Source organism: Mycobacterium kansasii ATCC 12478, from assembly GCF_000157895.3.
Taxonomy (GTDB): Bacteria; Actinomycetota; Actinomycetes; order Mycobacteriales; family Mycobacteriaceae; genus Mycobacterium; species Mycobacterium kansasii.
Map to the genome: position 1 here is coordinate 3,676,898 of NC_022663.1, position 18,147 is coordinate 3,695,044.

At 65.4% G+C, this 18,147-nt stretch carries 17 protein-coding genes; 3 read left to right on the forward strand and 14 right to left on the reverse strand.

The window, feature by feature from the left end; genetic code table 11:
• Nucleotides 1-38: 38 nt before the first annotated feature.
• The 5 genes from MKAN_RS16010 to MKAN_RS16030 all read right to left on the reverse strand — a co-directional run bounded on the left by MKAN_RS16010 (nt 39) and on the right by MKAN_RS16030 (nt 4,619).
• Nucleotides 39-785, reverse strand: coding sequence for a succinate dehydrogenase/fumarate reductase iron-sulfur subunit (locus MKAN_RS16010; RefSeq protein WP_023369804.1), 747 nt, complete (start codon nt 783-785; stop codon nt 39-41).
• Nucleotides 785-2,719, reverse strand: coding sequence for a fumarate reductase/succinate dehydrogenase flavoprotein subunit (locus MKAN_RS16015; protein ID WP_023369806.1), 1,935 nt, complete (start codon nt 2,717-2,719; stop codon nt 785-787). The genes MKAN_RS16010 and MKAN_RS16015 overlap by 1 nt, the downstream gene beginning before the upstream one ends.
• Before the next feature lie 39 nt (nt 2,720-2,758).
• Nucleotides 2,759-3,583, reverse strand: coding sequence for a hypothetical protein (locus MKAN_RS16020; RefSeq protein ID WP_023369808.1), 825 nt, complete (start codon nt 3,581-3,583; stop codon nt 2,759-2,761).
• 78 nt (nt 3,584-3,661) lie between these two features.
• Nucleotides 3,662-3,958, reverse strand: coding sequence for a hypothetical protein (locus MKAN_RS16025; protein WP_036396094.1), 297 nt, complete (start codon nt 3,956-3,958; stop codon nt 3,662-3,664).
• Nucleotides 3,959-4,157: 199 nt separating this feature from the next.
• Nucleotides 4,158-4,619, reverse strand: coding sequence for an Hsp20/alpha crystallin family protein (locus MKAN_RS16030; protein WP_023369812.1), 462 nt, complete (start codon nt 4,617-4,619; stop codon nt 4,158-4,160).
• A 215-nt stretch (nt 4,620-4,834) separates the two neighbouring features.
• On the opposite strand from MKAN_RS16030, the gene nirB reads away from it, so the two are divergent.
• Together nirB and nirD are read left to right on the forward strand one after the other, a co-directional pair.
• A complete protein-coding gene (gene nirB / locus MKAN_RS16035) occupies nt 4,835-7,408 on the forward strand; it encodes a nitrite reductase large subunit NirB (RefSeq protein WP_023369814.1) in 2,574 nt (857 codons plus the stop codon).
• Nucleotides 7,409-7,422: 14 nt separating this feature from the next.
• Complete coding sequence (gene nirD, locus MKAN_RS16040; protein ID WP_023369816.1) at nt 7,423-7,779, forward strand: nitrite reductase small subunit NirD; 357 nt, start codon at nt 7,423-7,425, stop codon at nt 7,777-7,779.
• A gap of 37 nt (nt 7,780-7,816) precedes the next feature.
• Here nirD and MKAN_RS16045 read toward each other — a convergent pair whose 3' ends face one another.
• From MKAN_RS16045 to MKAN_RS16080, 8 genes are all read right to left on the reverse strand, one after another.
• A complete protein-coding gene (locus tag MKAN_RS16045) occupies nt 7,817-8,272 on the reverse strand; it encodes a TetR/AcrR family transcriptional regulator (RefSeq protein WP_023369818.1) in 456 nt (151 codons plus the stop codon).
• Nucleotides 8,273-8,369: 97 nt separating this feature from the next.
• Nucleotides 8,370-9,095 carry a sirohydrochlorin chelatase gene (locus MKAN_RS16050; RefSeq protein WP_023369820.1) on the reverse strand — a complete coding sequence of 242 codons (726 nt, stop codon included), beginning with the start codon at nt 9,093-9,095 and terminating at the stop codon, nt 8,370-8,372.
• Nucleotides 9,092-10,234, reverse strand: coding sequence for a uroporphyrinogen-III synthase (locus MKAN_RS16055; RefSeq protein ID WP_023369822.1), 1,143 nt, complete (start codon nt 10,232-10,234; stop codon nt 9,092-9,094). The genes MKAN_RS16050 and MKAN_RS16055 overlap by 4 nt, the downstream gene beginning before the upstream one ends.
• A 78-nt stretch (nt 10,235-10,312) precedes the next feature.
• Nucleotides 10,313-11,728: a nitrate/nitrite transporter gene (locus MKAN_RS16060; protein ID WP_023369824.1), complete on the reverse strand. Its 1,416-nt coding sequence runs from the start codon at nt 11,726-11,728 to the stop codon at nt 10,313-10,315.
• 359 nt (nt 11,729-12,087) lie between these two features.
• Complete coding sequence (locus MKAN_RS16065) at nt 12,088-12,633, reverse strand: GNAT family N-acetyltransferase (protein WP_023369826.1); 546 nt, start codon at nt 12,631-12,633, stop codon at nt 12,088-12,090.
• Between the two features lie 7 nt (nt 12,634-12,640).
• On the reverse strand, nt 12,641-13,519 hold the full coding sequence (locus tag MKAN_RS16070) for a 5-oxoprolinase/urea amidolyase family protein (protein ID WP_023369828.1): 879 nt from the start codon (nt 13,517-13,519) through the stop codon (nt 12,641-12,643).
• A 15-nt stretch (nt 13,520-13,534) separates the two neighbouring features.
• A complete protein-coding gene (locus MKAN_RS16075) occupies nt 13,535-14,197 on the reverse strand; it encodes a 5-oxoprolinase subunit B family protein (protein ID WP_023369830.1) in 663 nt (220 codons plus the stop codon).
• A 113-nt stretch (nt 14,198-14,310) separates the two neighbouring features.
• On the reverse strand, nt 14,311-15,303 hold the full coding sequence (locus tag MKAN_RS16080; protein WP_036396084.1) for an ABC transporter substrate-binding protein: 993 nt from the start codon (nt 15,301-15,303) through the stop codon (nt 14,311-14,313).
• Between the two features lie 170 nt (nt 15,304-15,473).
• Here MKAN_RS16080 and MKAN_RS16085 point away from each other — a divergent pair, with 170 nt between their 5' ends.
• Nucleotides 15,474-16,850 carry a NarK family nitrate/nitrite MFS transporter gene (locus MKAN_RS16085; protein ID WP_023369834.1) on the forward strand — a complete coding sequence of 459 codons (1,377 nt, stop codon included), beginning with the start codon at nt 15,474-15,476 and terminating at the stop codon, nt 16,848-16,850.
• On the opposite strand, the gene MKAN_RS16090 is transcribed toward MKAN_RS16085, so the two are convergent.
• Nucleotides 16,851-18,101 (reverse strand): DNA polymerase domain-containing protein, encoded by a 1,251-nt coding sequence (locus tag MKAN_RS16090; RefSeq protein ID WP_023369836.1) that lies wholly within the window; start codon nt 18,099-18,101, stop codon nt 16,851-16,853. It abuts the gene before it with no gap.
• Between the last annotated feature and the right edge of the window lie 46 nt (nt 18,102-18,147).

Below are 18,147 nucleotides of genomic sequence, written 5' to 3' on the forward strand. Positions count from 1 at the left end.
GCCGCAGGCCTAACGGCCGCAGATCATTCCCCGAACCGCTAGCGCCGGAACAGCTTGTTACCCAGCCACACGACGGGGTCGTACTTGCGGTCGACCACACGCTCCTTCATCGGGATCAGCGCGTTGTCGGTGATCTTGATGTTTTCCGGGCACACCTCGGTGCAGCACTTGGTGATGTTGCAGTATCCCAGCCCGTGAGCTTCCTGGGCTTCCTTGCGCCGGTCGCGGGTGTCCAGCGGATGCATCTCGAGTTCGGCGATGCGCATCAAGAACCGCGGCCCGGCAAATGCCTGCTTGTTTTCCTCGTGGTCGCGGATGACGTGGCAGACGTCCTGGCACAGGAAGCACTCAATGCACTTGCGGAACTCCTGTGAGCGCTGGACATCGGCCTGCGCCATCCGGTACTCGCCCGGCTGCAGATCCTTGGGCGGCGCGAAAGACGGTATCTCCCTAGCCTTTTCGTAGTTGAACGACACGTCGGTGACAAGATCGCGGATCACCGGGAAGGTACGCAGCGGCGTGACGGTGACCACCTCGTCCTCGGCGAACGTCGACATCCGGGTCATACACATCAACCGCGGCCTGCCGTTGATCTCCGCCGAGCACGATCCGCACTTGCCGGCCTTGCAGTTCCACCGCACCGCCAGGTCGGGCGTCTGGGTTTGCTGGAGACGGTGAATGACGTCGAGTACCACTTCGCCCTCGTTGACCTCGACGGTGAAGTCGCGGAGTTCCCCGCCGCCGTCATCGCCGCGCCACACTCGCAAACACGCGTTGTAGCCCATTACGCTCTCCGTCCCGGATGGTCGGCCAACTCTTCGTCGGTGTAGTACTTCTCCAGCTCGGAAATCTCGAAGAGTTCCAGCAAGTCCGACCGCATCGGCACCTGCGACTGGTGGGTGATGGCGATGTGGGGACCGACGGTGCTATCCCCGTCGCCCGCGGCGCGGCAGACCAGCAAGGTGTTGCGCCAGTTGGAGTCCATACCGGGATGGTCGTCACGGGTGTGACCGCCCCGGCTTTCGGTGCGTTCCAGTGCGGCCCGGGCCACGCACTCGCTGACCAGCAGCATGTTGCGCAGATCGATGGCCAGGTTCCAGGCCGGGTTGTATTGACGATGCCCTTCCACCTGCACCTTCTGGTACCGCTTCCACAGTTCGTCCAGCAGTGTCAATGCCCTGGTGATCTCGTCTTCTTTGCGGATGATGCCGACCAGGTCGTTCATCACGTGCTGCAAATCCATCTGCAGTGCGTACGGGTTCTCCGGTGCCGAACCGTCCGTCGGCCCCTCGAACGGCTTGAGCGCCTGCTTGGCGGCGGCGTCGACGGCCTCCGATGAAATGGTCGGACGGCTGCTCAGCGCCCGCACATAGTCGGCGGCGCCCAAGCCGGCCCGCCGGCCGAAAACCAGCAGGTCCGACAGCGAGTTCCCGCCCAGACGGTTGGAGCCGTGCATACCGCCGGAGCACTCGCCGGCGGCGAACAGCCCGGGAACCGTGGCCGCGCCGGTGTCGGCGTCGACCTCGACGCCGCCCATCACGTAGTGACAGGTGGGCCCGACCTCCATCGGCTCCTTCGTGATGTCCACCCCGGCCAGCTCCATGAACTGGTGATACATCGACGGCAGCCGCCGTTTGATCTCCTCGGGCGTCAGCCGGGAAGCGATGTCGAGGTAGACGCCGCCGTGCGGGGTGCCCCGACCGGCTTTGACTTCGGAGTTGATCGCCCGCGCAACCTCATCGCGGGGCAGCAGATCCGGGGTACGACGGGCCGAGTCGTTGTCCTTGAGCCACTGGTCGGCTTCTTGCTCGCTCTCGGCATACTGGCCTTTGAACACCGGCGGGATGTAGTCGAACATGAAACGAGAGTTTTCGCTGTTCTTTAACACCCCGCCGTCGCCGCGGACACCCTCGGTGACCAGGATCCCCTTCACGCTGGGCGGCCACACCATGCCGGTCGGGTGGAACTGGACGAACTCCATGTTGATCAGGGACGCGCCGGCCCGCAGCGCCAGCGCGTGCCCGTCGCCGGTGTACTCCCAGGAGTTGGACGTCACCTTGAACGACTTGCCGATCCCGCCGGTGGCTAGCACCACCGCCGGGGCTTCGAACAGGATGAACCGGCCGCTTTCGCGCCAGTAGCCGAACGCTCCGGCGATCCGCTCTTCGTGCTCCGGACCGTCTTTGAGCAACTCGGTGATCGTGCATTCGGCGAATACCCTGATCCGCGCCTCGTAGTCGCCGAGTTCGGCGTAATCCTCCTGCTGCAGCGACACGATCTTCTGCTGCATGGTGCGGATCAACTCCAGGCCGGTGCGGTCGCCGACGTGGGCCAGCCTTGGGTAGGTGTGGCCGCCGAAGTTGCGCTGGCTGATCTTGCCGTCTTTGAGGCGGTCGAACAGGGCGCCGTAGGTCTCCAGCTCCCAGACGCGGTCCGGGGCTTCCTTGGCATGCAGTTCGGCCATGCGCCAGTTGTTCAGGAACTTGCCGCCGCGCATGGTGTCGCCGAAATGGGTCTTCCAGTTGTCTTTCGGATTGGTGTTGCCCATCGCGGCCGCGCAGCCGCCCTCGGCCATCACCGTGTGGGCTTTGCCGAACAGCGACTTGCACACGACCGCGACCTTCAAGCCGCGTTCGCGTGCCTCGATGACCGCCCGCAACCCTGCGCCGCCGGCACCGATGACGACCACGTCGTAGGAGTGCCGTTCGACCTCAACCATGAAACCTCGCTCAGCTGTTCTTTGTAATCATGAATTGGCCTAGTGGCCAATGAATCTCAGGTCAGTGATGGTTCCGGTGGCCACCAGCATGATGTAGAAGTCGGTCAGCGACAGCGTGCCAAGGGTGATCCACGCGAAGAGCATGTGCCGGGTGTTGAGCTTGCTGACCTGCGTCCAGATCCAATACCGGACTGGGTGTTTGGAGAAATGCTTGAGGCGGCCGCCGGTCACGTGCCGGCATGAATGGCAGGAGACCGTGTAGGCCCATAACAGCAGCACGTTGGTCACCAAAATGACGTTGCCCAAACCGAAGCCGAAACCGGATGGCGAATGGAAGGCCATGACCGCGTCGTAGGTGTTGATCACCGACACCACCACGGCAATGTAGAAGAAGTACCGGTGGCTGTTCTGGATGATCAGCGGAAGCCGGGTTTCGCCGGTGTAATGGGCCCGCGGCTCAGGTACCGCGCAGCCGGTCGGTGACTGCCACACCGACCGGTAGTAGGCCTTGCGGTAGTAGTAGCAGGTCAGCCGGAAACCGAGCAGGAACGGTAATACCAGCATTCCCAACGGAATCCACCACGGGAAGTGTCCGAACCAGACGCCGAGGTGACTTGCGCCAGGTTCGCAGGACGCGCTGACGCACGGTGAGTAGAACGGTGTCAGGTAGTGGTATTTCTCGACCCAGTAGCCGCTACCCCAAAATGCCCGGGTGGTCGCATAGACGATGAACGCCAGGAACCCGATGTTGGTGACCAGCGGTGCCCACCACCAGGTGTCGGTGCGCAGGGTCCGTTCGGGGATTTGCGCCCGGGTGGGTGAGAAAACGCCGGTGTCAGGACGGTTCGCCGCGGGTGCGCTCATCTTGTGTGATCCTCTTCGAGTGGTATCTCGTCGAAGGGTACACAGATAGGGGGCCCTCTTTTCGGCGGGGTTTGGTTGTCAGTATCTACTGTGACCGCCGACACCTTCGTCGTCGACGTCGCGCCAGAAATCGCGGTCGTAGTCGGTGTCGGGGATGGCGATCTTCTCGCCGGAATACTGGGCAGCGGCGCGATCCAGGTCCAACTCAGAGACATCGGTGTCGAGCAATTCGATGTCGGTGAGGATCCGGTCGGCGTCGATGACGATGCGGCGCATGGCCGGGTCGTCGCCGTACCGTGACTTCAGCGAGGTCACGCACCGCCGCAGACCGCCGATGAGGTCGTGCAGTTCCGCGATTTCAGCAGAGGCGGACAACGTATCTCCCTGGAAGCTGATGGTGTTTCGGATCACAATACGTCACCCGATGGTATCCGCACTCCGCGGCGATGCACAGGGCATCGCAGCACCGGCCGAGCCCACCGGCGAGGTCGACCTTCGGCGCGGACCGCGCCCGCAACCGGCTGATCCGGCGGAGCCATCCACCCCGCCGGATCGTCGTCGCCGGACTAACGGATTACTTCGTGATCGCGATGCGCTGCGCCTGGTTCCCCGCGTAGGCGCCGTTGACCCGCACGGTCAGGATGCCCGCGTCATACGAAGCCGTGACGGCCTCGCTGGTGACCTGGGCCGGCAGCCGGAATGAACGGCGGAATGACCCGTAACGGATTTCCTTCAGGACGCGACCGTCCGCGTTCTCCGCGTGTTCGTCCCGGTGCTCACCATGGATCACCAGGCGGCTCACCCCGTTCCTAACGTCGACCTCGACGTTGACGTCGTTGTCGACGTCGACACCGGGAAGTTCGAGCCGGACCAGGGCGTCGTCACCGTCTCTGACGATCTCCGCGGCCGGGCTGAACTCGCCGGTCGCCGGCTTGTACCAGTCCGTGGCCGCGGCGGGGCCGAAGAAGTCACGCAGCAAGCGGTCGGGGTCCCAGGTACCCCAGGCGGGACGCGACCACAATGCGAGATTGCTCATGGATATCTCCTTATGCTTCCTTGTGAGTTAGCTGTATCCGGCGCTGCGCCGGCTGGCTATCTCGTAGAACATGAGTCGAAGCCGCTAAAGTTCCACCTGGGCTTTCGCCGATAGTGAACGCAGTCACACAGACTGTTCCCAGCTGTGAGCGCCATGTCATCGGGCTGTCACATTGGGCGATTTTGCGGCAATTTTCCGCCCTTAACCTTCATGGCATGGCTTCAGCCGGAACCACTCGCGCGCGCGACGGGGAATCGCCCTGCCGGCGGCATGTGATCGTGGTGGGGCACGGCATGGTGGGCCACCGACTGGTGGAGGCACTGCGTGCTCGCGACACCAGCGGCTTGTGGCGGATCACGGTGCTGGCCGAGGAGGGCGACGCTGCTTACGACCGGGTCGGGCTGACGTCCTACACCGAAACCTGGGACCGCGGGCAACTCGCTTTGCCAGGCAACGACTATGCCGGTGACGACCGGGTCCGGTTGCTGCTCAACACCCGGGTGACCGAGATCGACCGCGCGACCAAGTCGGTCGTCACCGCCGACGGACAGCGACACAGCTACGACGCTCTGGTGCTGGCCACCGGCTCCTACGCATTCGTCCCCCCGGTGCCCGGGCACGACCTGCCCGAGTGTCACGTCTACCGCACCCTCGACGACCTCGACGCGATCCGCGCCGGCGCCCAACACACACTGAACTCGGCTCACACCGACGCCGGAGTGGTCATCGGAGGCGGCCTTCTGGGACTCGAAGCCGCCAATGCGCTGCGCCAGTTCGGGTTGCAGCCGCACGTCGTCGAGATGATGCCCCGATTGATGGCCCAGCAGATCGACGAGGCCGGCGGCGCCCTGCTCGCTCGCATGATCACTGACCTCGGGATCGCCGTCCATGTTGGCACTGGCACCGAATCCATTGAGCCCGTTGAACACTCAGATGGCTCAGCGACGGTTCGGGTGCGGCTTACCGACGGTGACACCATCGACGCCGGCGTGGTGATCTTCGCCGCCGGCATCCGGCCGCGCGACGAGTTGCCGAAGGCGGCGGGTCTGGCGATCGCCGAGCGCGGCGGCGTACTCACCGACTTGTCTTGCCGGACAAGCGATCCCGATATCTATGCGGTCGGGGAAGTGGCGGCGATTGAGGGGTGCTGCTACGGCCTGGTCGGACCGGGATACACCAGCGCCGAGGTGGTGGCGGACCGGCTGCTGGGCGGTGCTGCCGAGTTCCCGGAAGCGGATCTGTCGACAAAGCTCAAGCTGCTGGGCGTCGACGTCGCCAGCTTCGGCGATGCGATGGGCGCGACCGAGAACTGCCTCGAGGTCGTCATCAACGACGCGGTGAAGCGCACCTACGCGAAGCTGGTGCTCTCCGACGACGCCAAGACGCTGCTGGGCGGTGTGCTCGTGGGTGACGCCTCGTCGTACGGGGTGCTGCGGCCCATGGTCGGCAGCGAGTTGCCCGGGGATCCGCTGGCGCTGATCGCGCCGGCCGGATCCGGCCCGGGCGGTGGTGGGTTGGGCGTTGGGGCGCTGCCGGATTCGGCTCAGATCTGCTCCTGCAACAACGTCACCAAGGGTGACCTGAAGTGCGCGATCGCCGATGGTTGCGCCGATGTGCCGGCCCTCAAGGCATGCACCGCGGCCGGCACCTCGTGTGGGTCCTGCGTGCCGTTGCTGAAACAGCTGCTGGAAGCCGAGGGAGTCGAGCAGTCCAAGGCGCTGTGCGAGCACTTCAGCCAGTCGCGGGCGGAGCTGTTCGAGATCATTTCGGCCACCGAGATCCGAACCTTCTCCGGCCTCCTAGAGCGTTTCGGCCGCGGAAAGGGTTGCGACATATGCAAACCCGTGGTCGCCTCGATCTTGGCCTCCACCGGCTCCGACCACATCCTGGACGGCGAGCAAGCCGCGCTGCAGGATTCCAACGACCACTTCCTGGCCAACATTCAGAAGAACGGCAGCTACTCGGTGGTCCCGCGGGTTCCCGGTGGTGACATCAAGCCCGAGCACCTGATTCTGATCGGCCAGATCGCCCAGGAATTCGGGCTGTACACCAAGATCACCGGCGGTCAGCGGATCGATATGTTCGGCGCCCGGGTGGATCAGCTGCCGCTGATCTGGAAGCGGCTGGTCGACGCCGGCATGGAGTCCGGCCACGCCTATGGCAAGGCGCTGCGCACCGTGAAGAGCTGCGTGGGCAGCGACTGGTGCCGCTACGGGCAGCAGGATTCGGTGCAGCTGGCCATCGATCTCGAATTGCGGTACCGCGGCCTGCGCGCGCCGCACAAGATCAAACTGGGCGTTTCGGGCTGCGCGCGGGAATGCGCCGAGGCTCGCGGCAAGGACGTGGGTGTCATCGCCACCGAAAAAGGCTGGAACCTCTACGTGGGCGGCAATGGTGGCATGACTCCCAAGCATGCCCAGCTGTTGGCCGGCGACCTCGACACCGAGACACTGGTCCGTTACATCGACCGGTTTCTCATGTACTACATCCGCACGGCCGACCGGCTGCAACGCACCGCGCCGTGGGTGGAATCGCTGGGGCTCGACCACGTGCGCGAGGTCGTCTGCGAAGACTCGCTCGGCCTGGCCGAGGAATTCGAGGCCGCAATGGAGCGGCATGTTGCCAACTACAAGTGCGAGTGGAAGGGCGTGCTGGAGGATCCGGACAAGCTGTCACGGTTCGTCTCCTTCGTCAATGCCCCCGACGCGGTCGACTCGACCGTGACGTTCACCGAGCGTGCCGGGCGAAAAGTCCCTGTGCCCATTGGCATGCCGCGGATGCGCTCATAGTCAGGGAGGGAATCATGACACTTCTCAACGACATTCAGGTCTGGACCACCGCGTGTGCGTATGACCAGCTCATTCCCGGCCGTGGTGTCGGTGTGCTGCTCGACGACGGTAGCCAGGCGGCGCTGTTCCGGCTGGACGACGGCTCGGTGCGCGCGGTCGGTAACGTGGACCCGTTCTCCGGCGCGGCCGTGCTGTCCCGTGGGATCGTCGGCGATCGCGGCGGACGGGTCACGGTCCAATCACCGATTCTGAAGCAGGCTTTCGCGCTCGATGACGGTAGCTGCCTGGACGATCCGCGGGTCTCGGTGCCGGTTTACCCGGCGCGCGTCACAACCGAAGGCCACATCCAGGTCGCGCGGATCGCAGCCTGACAGCGCCGACCGCCGGCCTATCAGGCCGAGCAGAGGCCTAGCCGCGGCTGATGTCTCCGACGAGGTAGCGCTGCATCGTCGGGCCGATGGCGTCGACAAGGGCCTCCACTGACATGGAATGCAGCGGTTCCGAACGCACCCCGTAGCGCATGATGCCCAAGCCGACCAGCTGCGAAGCGCACAAAGAGGCCCGGACGGCGATCTTGTCGACCCCCAGCATCTTCAGCAGCGGGTTGAAAACCGGCCCGATGAACATCGCCTGAACGATTTCGGCGGTTTTGGCCAAGCCTGTGGACGCGATGGCGCTGGCCGCAAAGGGACCGCCGCCCGCGGCGTCCCAGGTGGTAATCAGCATGTAAAGCGTACGGCGGCCGACCTGGTTGACGCTTCCGGTGACGATTTTGTCGATGAATTCCGGTGTGCTGAACGGCAGCCGCAGCATCTTGGCTACCGGGTCGAGGAGCCCGCGTGAGGGCTCCTGGTGATGGGCCATGGTGCCAGGATTGCGCGGATGTCACCAAAGATCAAGCGTCCGTGACGTCGGCGTGCCATCCCGGCAGAGCCGTGCCGGCAAAGAACTTGTCTTCCACCTAATTCGGCATGCGTTGCATTCGGCGACTACCCAATCGACGCCGGATGGCGCCGCGGAATCGTCCGGCGATCAACCGTGCCAATCCTGGATGCTCGCCAAGCGGCGGCGTCACCAGATCGGCGCCACAGGCGCGCAGCCGTTCTTGAAACAGACCTTCGGCCAGCAGATAAGAGACCACCACGACGCGGCGCGCGCCCATTCGGCGGGCATCGGCAACTGCCGTGCACACATCCGGACCACCGGTGGCCGCGAACGCCAGCTCCACGTGGGACCCGGTCAGCGTCGACAGGAACGTCCGAGCGGTGTGCAGATCGGCGTGTGCTCGGTCGTTCGATGTTCCCGCCGCGGCCAGGATCACCGAATCGTCTGGACGCCAACCGGATTTCACCAGCTGGTGGGCCAGGATTCTGGTGATCTCCCGGCTGGGCCCCAATGCGGGGGTGACGGTGACGTCCGGATGGCCGCTGGCTGTGACATGAGCCGGCAGGTCGGTTCGGACGTGGTATCCGCGAGACAGGAAGGCGGGCACCAGGATTGCGGGTTGGGCCGATACCGCTGCCGGGGACAATCCGGAGAGCACTTCGCTGGGTGTGGGTCCCAGCACGTCGACGAACGCAACGTGCACGGTCTGCTCGACCAGTGCGCTTACCCGCGAGGCAAGGTCGCCGATCATTGCGACGCCGGCCGGTCTGCGGGTGCCGTGTGCCGTCAGGATCAGACTCATACGGCGTCCTGTGTGTCGACGGCCAGCCGGTAGCCGCGTTTGACCACTGTTGCAATGATGTTCTTGTCGCCCAAACCCGTCCGCAGCCGCAACACGGCGGTGTCGACGGCGTGGGTGTCCTCGCCGTTGCCGGGTAACACGGCGAGCAGTTCGTCGCGCCCCACGACGTCGCCGGGGCGTCGGGCCAGCGCACGCAGAATCGCCATTCCCGATGCCGGCAGCGTTTTGATGGAATCGTCGACCAGCACACAGGTCCCGCGGATATCGATGACGTGCCCTGCGGCGGTTAGGGTGCACGATCCGCGCCGTGGCAATTCCTCGGCGATATGGCGGGCCAAGGCTCCCAACCGCATTCGCTCCGGAGCTGACGTGGGGACGCCCTTTCGGGCCAAGGGGCGCGATGTGACCGGGCCCACGCACATCGCGTGCACATCGTTGCGCAGCGCTGCCAATAGCTGCTCCTCGATACCCAACTGGCGGCCACGTTCCAGTACCGCCGCCGCGGCTGGTGCCGAGGTGAAACTGACCGCGTCGAATTGTCTTCGGGCAATGCCGGCGACCAACTGGTCGAATTCACCGCCCAATGGTGTTGGCTTCCAGCGGTATACCCGGATAGGCACCACTTCGGCACCCGCCGAACGCAACCCGCCGACAAACTCCGGGAACGGGTCCCAACCGTCGGCGGCGCCGTGCAATTGGACGGCGATCCGCTTCCCGGATACGCCGGACCTCAGCAGGTAGTCCAAAACCTCGAGCGACGACTCCGAATCCGGGGACCATTCCTCACGTAACCCTGCGGCGCGCAACTCCCCGGTGGCTTTCGGCCCGCGAGATATGACCCGGGCCGCGGACAGCACCCCGATCAGCCCGCCGGCCAACCCCCACCCCTCGGCGGCAGCTATCCAGCCCCGAACGCCGATACCGGTGTGCGCCACCAGTATGTCCGGCGGATCGGCAATCAACGCCTGCGTATTGCGGTGGAGTTCGTCGTCGTCGGGCAACGCGATCATGGAGATCGCCGGGGCGCTGCATACCTCGGCACCCTGGCGGCGCAGCAACGCGCACAGCTCGTCGGCGCGGCGCGCCGATGTCACTGCAATGCGGTAGCCCCGCAGTGGCTCAGAGTTCCGCTGGGCCATATCAACTGTTTAAGCTTCGGAAATTTCGGTGGCGTTACAAAGCAATTGCCTGGGCATTGCCCCTGGCTGAGGCGGTGCTCACACCCGGGCGAGTTCGGCTGGAGCCTTCGCGTCGCGGACCATTGTTTCCGAAACCGGCCGGCGTACATACAACATCCAGGTCAGGACGGCGGCAACGCCATAGGAAGCCAGAAACGCCCAGTACGCGGACGTCTCGGTGCCGCTCCTAAGGTAGGACTCACGCAGAGCCAGGTTGATGCCCACGCCGCCGAGTGCGCCGACTGCCGAACAGATTCCGATGAGCGATCCCGACATGGCACGCGCCCAGTGACGGCGTTCGGCGTCGGTGACCAGCAGCGACCTGCTGCGCGCCTCGAACACCGACGGAATCAGTTTGAACACCGACCCATTGCCCATTCCGGAAAGGATGAACAGCGCCATGAATCCGATGATCCCGACGACCTCGACGACGTCGTCCACCATGGTGGTGGTGGTTGTCGCCGCGGCATAGTCGGTGTAGGTGCTGATGCCGACCAGCATCCCGGCGGCCACGATCATGCCGGCCAGCACGCCGAGCGTGACGCGGCTGCCGCTGATGCGATCGGCCAAGCGTCCGCCGTATATCCGGGCGAGGGATCCCAATAATGGTCCGACGAAGGCGATTTGGGCGGCGTGCAGTGACGCATGCTTCGCAGTTTCGCCGTTGGCCGTGAAATTGACCTCCAAGACCTGCCCGAACGCGAACGAAAACCCGATCCAGGAGCCGAACGTACAGACGTAGAGCAGCGAAATCACCCAGGTGTCGCGGTCGAACAGGATCGACCGCATGTGGTTGATCTCGATGCGGTGCTCGAGATTGTCCATGAACACCGCCGCCGCGATGCCCACGAGCGCCAGCAGCACCAGATACGTCGCACAGACCCAGTACGGTGCCTCGTGGCCCGCTGTGGCCAGCACCAAGAGGCCGACCAACTGGATCACCGCGACCCCGAGGTTGCCGACACCGGCGTTGACGGCCAGTGCCGCACCCTTGAGCCGTTGCGGGTAGAACGCATTGACGTTGGCCAACGAGGCCGCGTAGTTGCCGCCGCCCAGCCCGGTCAGCGCCGCGCACACCACATACGGCCACAACGGCAGTCCGGGGTTGGCCAGCAGCACGATAGTGCCGGCGGTTGGGATCAATAGCACGAATGCCGAGAACGTGGTCCAGTTGCGGCCGCCGAACTTCGCGATACCCAAGGTGTACGGGATGCGCACGCAGCCACCGACCAGCGTCGCGACCGCACCGAGCAGCAACTTGTCGCCGGCGGAAAACCCGTAGACCGAAGCCGGCATGAACAACACCATCACCGACCACAGCGACCATATCGAGAAGGCCACATGGTCGCCGGCCATGGTGCACAGCAGATTGCGCCGCGCGATCTTCTTGTTACCGGCTTCCCAGGCCGCGGTGTCTTCCGGATTCCAGTCCGGGAGGCGATGGTTGCGGCCCATACGGTCTTCACCTTTCGTGCGCGGTGTTCTGTCCCGAACAGACGTGACGAGCGCAGCGTCCTTGAAGGCGTACACCCAGTCCCCCGTCGAGCCATCCCACCGCAACTTGTTTCGGCTATTCGGCGGGATGCAGGACGGCCCGCGGTCACCAGGCATGTGTCGCAGTCCGTTCGATGCTCACATCGAGTATGGAAGTGAGTCAACCCGATGAGGGCGATATGGCCTGAAAGTTGAGTTCCAGTTGTCTGGAAGCTTCCTGGCAGGCGCCGTGAGTTGCGTTTCGAATGTGCTGCGGGACACCGACCTTCACCGTGCATTCGAGCAGAAGTCATTGGCGCACAACGAAATTGTGACTTCGATTACCAGACGTCGCCCGCGCGCCAATCGCACATCAGCCCCGCCGATGTGTCCAGAGTGACCTCGACCGGCAGGACGAATACGGTGCCGTCGTCGTCGGGAGTGCGCACCGGGCCGGTGGGCGCCAGTACCGACGTCGGACCGAGCCAAGGCAACCAGCCCCGCGACGCGTATAGCCTGCGGGCTCGTGCCGAGGAGCTGAGCGCTCCGAGTTGATAGGCGCCACGTATCACCTGCTCGCCGGCGTCCAAGAGCGCCCCCACCAGCCCTTGGCCGCGCCAATCTGCACGTACGGCAACGCCTTCGATGTAACCGCAGCGTAGCGCGCCGCCCTGGTATATCAGCCGTCGCTGCACCACGGCGGCATGCGCGATGATCGCGCCGTGGTGCCAGATCAGGGCATGCATCCCGCCCAGGGCGTGTTCCCAGTCGTTTTCGGTGAAGTCGCCGGCGAAGGCGTCGGCCACCATCTGATGGATGCGCTGGCGTGTCTCGCCGTCCAGATCGGAGGTGTGCACCAAGCGCGCGGTGTGGACCTGGGCGTGCACGGGCCGGCTAACGGACCTGCGTGCGGGGCCTCGCCCATTGCAGCCGCACGTGCTGGCCCGGCCGCACCTGGGCGACCTTGTCGATGTCCTCGTCGATCACCACACCCACCACCGGGTAGCCGCCGGTAAGCGGGTGATCGGGACCCAAGATGACCGGTAAGCCATTGGGCGGCACCTGGATCGCGCCGCGGGTGGTGCCCTCACTGGGCAGCTGCCGGTCCGGGTCGCGGTGTTGCAGCGGACGCCCGACCAGCCGCGTCCCGACCCGGTCGCTGTGGTCGGAGACCACCCAGTCGGTGTGGACCAGGGCGTCGGGATCGACCACCCAGTCGTCGCGCGGACCCGGTATCGCCAGTAGCTCGACCGTGGCGCCGGTGAAGGCAGCCACCGGGGCCTGGTCGAGTTCGGGATAGTCCGCGGTGTGTTCGCCGACCGGCAGGAGGTCGCCGGCTTGCAGCGGCGCGGGGCCGATCGCCGACATCACGTCGTAGCTCCGCGAACCCAGCACCGGGGTGACGCAGATCCCGCCGCGCACGGCCAGATACGTCCGAAGCCCGGCGCGCGGCGTACCCAGCGAAATCACCTCACCATCGTGGACGTGGTGAATGCTGTTGGTGCCGAACATGATTCCGTTGACAGTCGGATCGGTGTCGGCCCCGGTCACGGCGATGTCCACGTCGCCGCCGCGAACCCGCGCCGAGAACCCGCCGAACGTGACCTCGACGGTGGCCCGATCGTCGGGGTTGGCGACCAATCGGTTGGCCAGTGTGTGGGAGCGGCGGTCGGCGGCTCCGGAGCGGCCGACACCGAGATGGGCGAGGCCGGTACGGCCGAGATCTTCGACGATGGCCAGCGGGCCGGTGCGCAGGACTTCCAGGATCGCCATGGCAGCTGCTCCTTGCTACGCGGCCCGGAACCGCACCCACATGCCCTGCATGAGCAGCGCGGGGTTGGGTCGGGTGACGTCCCACAAGACGACTTCGGTATGACCGATGATCTGCCATCCGCCCGGCGACTGGCGAGGATATATCGCGCTGAATTCGCCTGCGAGAGCGACCGATCCGGCCGGCACCACGGTTCGCGGTTCGGACTTGCGAGGCACCCGCAGCCGTGGGTCGCCGCCGATGAGATAGGCGAAACCGGGCGAGAACCCGTTGAATCCAACCCGCCACGGGGCCGCGGTGTGGGCGTTGATGATCTGTGCGGCGGTCAGGCCGGTGTGGCTGGCGACCTCGGCGAGATCCGGGCCGTCGTAGACGACGTCGATGACGGGGTGATCATCCCGGTGATCCGGCGATGGTGCCGGAGAGCCGACCGGCAATCGGCGCAGCCGCTGGCGGGTAACCCCTTGGAAGCGGGGTGCGGCCAATTTGACCAACACCGTCCGCAAAGCCGGAACGACGTCGACCACTCCCGGCAGGGCCGCCGCGCGCAGTGCGTCGGTCCACGCCAAAACCTCAGCGGTACTGTCACATTGCACCATCAGCGCCTGGTCACCGTAGTCCAGAACGGTGCGCGCCATCGCGTCGGCTGCCGGGTCGCTGGACACGTTCGTCACACTCATCTTTCGACGGTAGCCCCGTTATCGGGGCTCGGGCGAGGGATCTTCGAGCACTGCCAGAGGTGCCTTAGCAAACGCTCATGAGGACGCGGTCAGCGGCAGTGCCAACCAGGAATTCAGCCCAGGATTGCGCCGATCTGCGGGGGCAGCTGATCGGCCACCAGAGGATAACTCAGCGGCGATGCGAACGCGATCGCGCCGGCGAGGTCTTTGGTGGTGAAGATGTGGCGCTTCTGGGCGGTGGCCCCGGCGGCCGCTATCGCGGGGTCGGCCAGCAACGCCTGTTGGTCCTCCGGGCTTTCGGTGGACCAGATCAGCACATCGGCGGAGTCGAGCACGTCCTTGATGTGCTCGGGAGGGATGACAGCGACGTGGTCGGCGGCGTAGGGCTTGATGGCGTCGGAGACGACCAGACCCATCTGGTTGAGGAAGTCGGTGCGCCAGCCGGCCATGGTGGCGATCACGTTTCCCTGCCGCAGCCTGCCCTGCAGCAGCAGCGCCTTCTTGCCCTTCCACTGCGGATTCCTCTCGGCGACCTCGACGAACTTGCGGTCGACGTCGTCGATCAGCGCCTTCATCTGGTCGGCCTGGAAAACCGCCTGGCCGATGGTGGTCGCCTGGTCCTTCCACGGTTCGAAGAACGCGTCGCCGTCGGACTGCGGGATGGTCGGGGCGATCGCCGACAGCTTTTGATAGGTGTCGGCGTCGACGCCGGCGTTGATGGCCACGATCAGGTCGGGCTTCAGGCCGGCAATCTGATCGACGGCAATTCCGTTGTCCAGGTTCAACACAACCGGCTGCGCCGCTCCGAGCTTGGGTTGGGCCCACGGCCATACGGCGAACGGTTGGTCGCCGAACCAGTTGGTCACCGCGATCGGCACCACACCCACGGCCAGTAAGTCGTCCTGTTCGGTGAGGCCCGCACTGACCACGCGCGTGGGCGGCTCTTTGACGACGGTCTTGCCGAATAGGTGAGTGATGGTCACCGCCCCACCGCCGGGTCTGCCCGGTTTCGGTTCGTGTGACGAACACGCCGAAATCCCAGCGGCGACGAGCCCTGTTGCTCCTGCGACCTGCAGGAATCCGCGCCGACTCCATCCCTGTTGCACCGCGTGAGACTATCGCGTGCCCGTCTCGGCTCACCGCCGCGCAATGCCGGTGCGTCCCCACCGTCGCCGCATTTTTCTGACAGGCATCGCAAGACCGTTGTGATATTTGCTTTTCGGCCACGTAACTGCGGGCGCCGGAGCCGGTAACAGCGCGCCGTTAGCGTCGAGCCATGACGATTGCCCCGGTAATCCAGCAGGCGCCACCGCGCGCGCCTTATGTCGAAGGTCCCTGGATTGACGACTGGCGCCCGGAAGACCCCGAGTTCTGGGAGCGCACCGGCAGACCGATCGCCCGTCGTAACCTCGTTTTCTCCATCTTCGCCGAGCACATCGGGTTCAGCGTGTGGATGCTGTGGAGCATCGTGGTGGTACATATGACGGCCGTCGGTGGCCACCCCGCGCCCTCTGGCTGGGCGCTGTCGCCTAGCCAGGCGCTATGTCTGGTCGCGGTGCCCAGCGGGGTTGGTGCGTTGCTGCGGTTGCCCTACACATTTGCCGTCCCGATCTTCGGTGGCCGCAACTGGACGATCATCTCGGCAACTTTGTTGGTCGTTCCCTGTCTGCTGCTGTCCTGGGCGGTAAGTCATCCAGGCATACCGTTCGTGCTGCTGATCGTGATCGCCGCGACGGCTGGGGTAGGGGGCGGCAACTTCGCCTCATCGATGGCCAACATCTCGTTCTTCTTCCCGGAGCGCGACAAGGGCTGGGCGCTGGGTCTCAACGCGGCCGGGGGCAACATCGGGGTTGCGGTGGTGCAGAAGGTCATTCCGTCGGTCGTGGTCGCCGGTGGCGGGGTGGCGCTGGCGCGTGCCGGATTGTTGTTCGTCCCGTTGGCCGTGGCCGCCGCGGTATGTGCCTACCTGTTCATGAACAACCTCACCGAGGCCAAAGCCGACGTGAAACCCGTTTGGCAGGCATTGCGGCACACCGACACCTGGGTCTTGTCGTTGTTGTACATCGGTACCTTCGGATCCTTCATCGGCTACTCGGCGGCCTTCCCGACGCTGCTGACCAGCGTCTTCGGCCGCGGCGACATCGCGTTGGGCTGGGCTTTCCTGGGCGCTGCCATCGGATCCGTCATCCGTCCGCTGGGTGGCAGGCTCGCCGACCGGATCGGCGGTGCCCGGATCACCGCGGGCAGCTTCGTCATGCTCGCGGTCGGGGCGGCGGCGGCGCTGTGGTCGGTTCAGGCGGTCGACTTGCGGCTGTTCTTCCTCAGCTTCATGTTCTTGTTCGTGGCCACCGGTATCGGCAACGGATCGACCTACCGGATGATCTCCCGGATTTTCACGGTCAAAGGTGAACTCGCGGGCGGTGACCCCGACACCATGGTCCGGATGCGCCGCCAGGCCGCCGGCGCGTTGGGCGTCATCTCCGCAGTCGGTGCCCTTGGCGGGTTTCTGGTGCCGTTGGCGTATGCGTGGTCCAAGGCGCAGTTCGGCAGCATCGAACCGGCGCTGCGGTTCTATGTGATCTTCTTCGTGGGCCTGCTGGTGGTGACGTGGTACCGCTACCTGCGCAGGACAGCCGGGACGAGTCGGGTCTGATCACGTGTCTGTGGGTTTCGGCTTGGGCGGATAGTCCGGCCAGGGGCTGTAGTCGGCGATCAGCTCTTCCTGCGCGGGACGTTGGTCGGGCGGCACGTGCTGCAGGTTGATCCGGATCCGGTACCAGATGGAACTGGGCCCGCGCATCCCGTCGACCAGCACGTCGGCGGGCTGCAGCAGGTCGGCTGTGGCGGGATGGCGGTGGCGCCAGGTGTCCAGCGCGGCCATCGCCTCGTCCCGGGTCTTGGTGCGCGCGACCTCGATGAGCGGCTTGGAGGATCGGCGCCGGCCGCCGGCCCGTGGGCCGGCGCCTTTGGGCGCCTTTTCCGGGGGCCCCAATTCCTCGGCCAGCATGAGCAGCCGGTCCAGGTGGCCCACGGCGTCGTCGATCCCCGCCCACGGGTCACCCATCTCGGCGAACCGGTCCGGAACGGTGCCCAGGGTGAAGACGTCCGGATGGCAGTCGGGTACCTCGTCCCAGTGCAGCGGCGTGGACACCCGGGCGTCGGGGGTGGCCCGCACCGAATAGGCCGACGCGACGGTGCGGTCCTTGGCGTTCTGGTTGAAGTCGACGAACACGCCCTCGCGTTCCTCCTTCCACCAGCGGCTGGTTGCGGCGTCGGGCACCCGCCGTTCGACTTCGCGCGCAACGGTCTGGGCAGCCAGCCGGACCTTCGAGAACGGCCAGCGCGGCGCGATCCGGGCATACACATGGAAGCCGCGCGCCCCGGACGTTTTGGGCCAGCCGGTCAGGCCGTAGTCCTCGAGCACCTCACGCACCACCAGGGCGACGTCGATGATGTGCCGCCACTCGACGCCCGGCATCGGGTCCAGGTCGATCCGCAGCTCGTCGGGATGGTCGAGGTCACCGGCCAGCACCGGATGCGGATTGAGGTCGACGCAGCCCAGATTGACCACCCAGGCCAGTCCCGCCGCGTCGTGGATGACGGCTTCCTTGGCGGACGTGCCCGACGCGTAACGCAGTTCGGCGACGTCGACCCAGTCCGGGCGGTTGGCGGGTGCGCGCTTCTGGAACACCGCTTCTTCGGAGATGCCTTTGACGAAGCGCTTCAAAATCATCGGCCGGCCGGAAACCCCGCGCAGCGCGCCATCGGCAACGGAGAGGTAGTAACGCACCAGGTCGAGCTTGGTGTGTCCGGATCGGCCGTCCGGGCCGGGAAACACCACCCGGTCGGGATGGGTGATGGTGACGCGGTGTCCGGCGACGTCCAGTGATGCCGGACCGGTCATGGGAGTCCATGCTAATTCCGGAATACCTTCTGGTCGCTTTGCGACC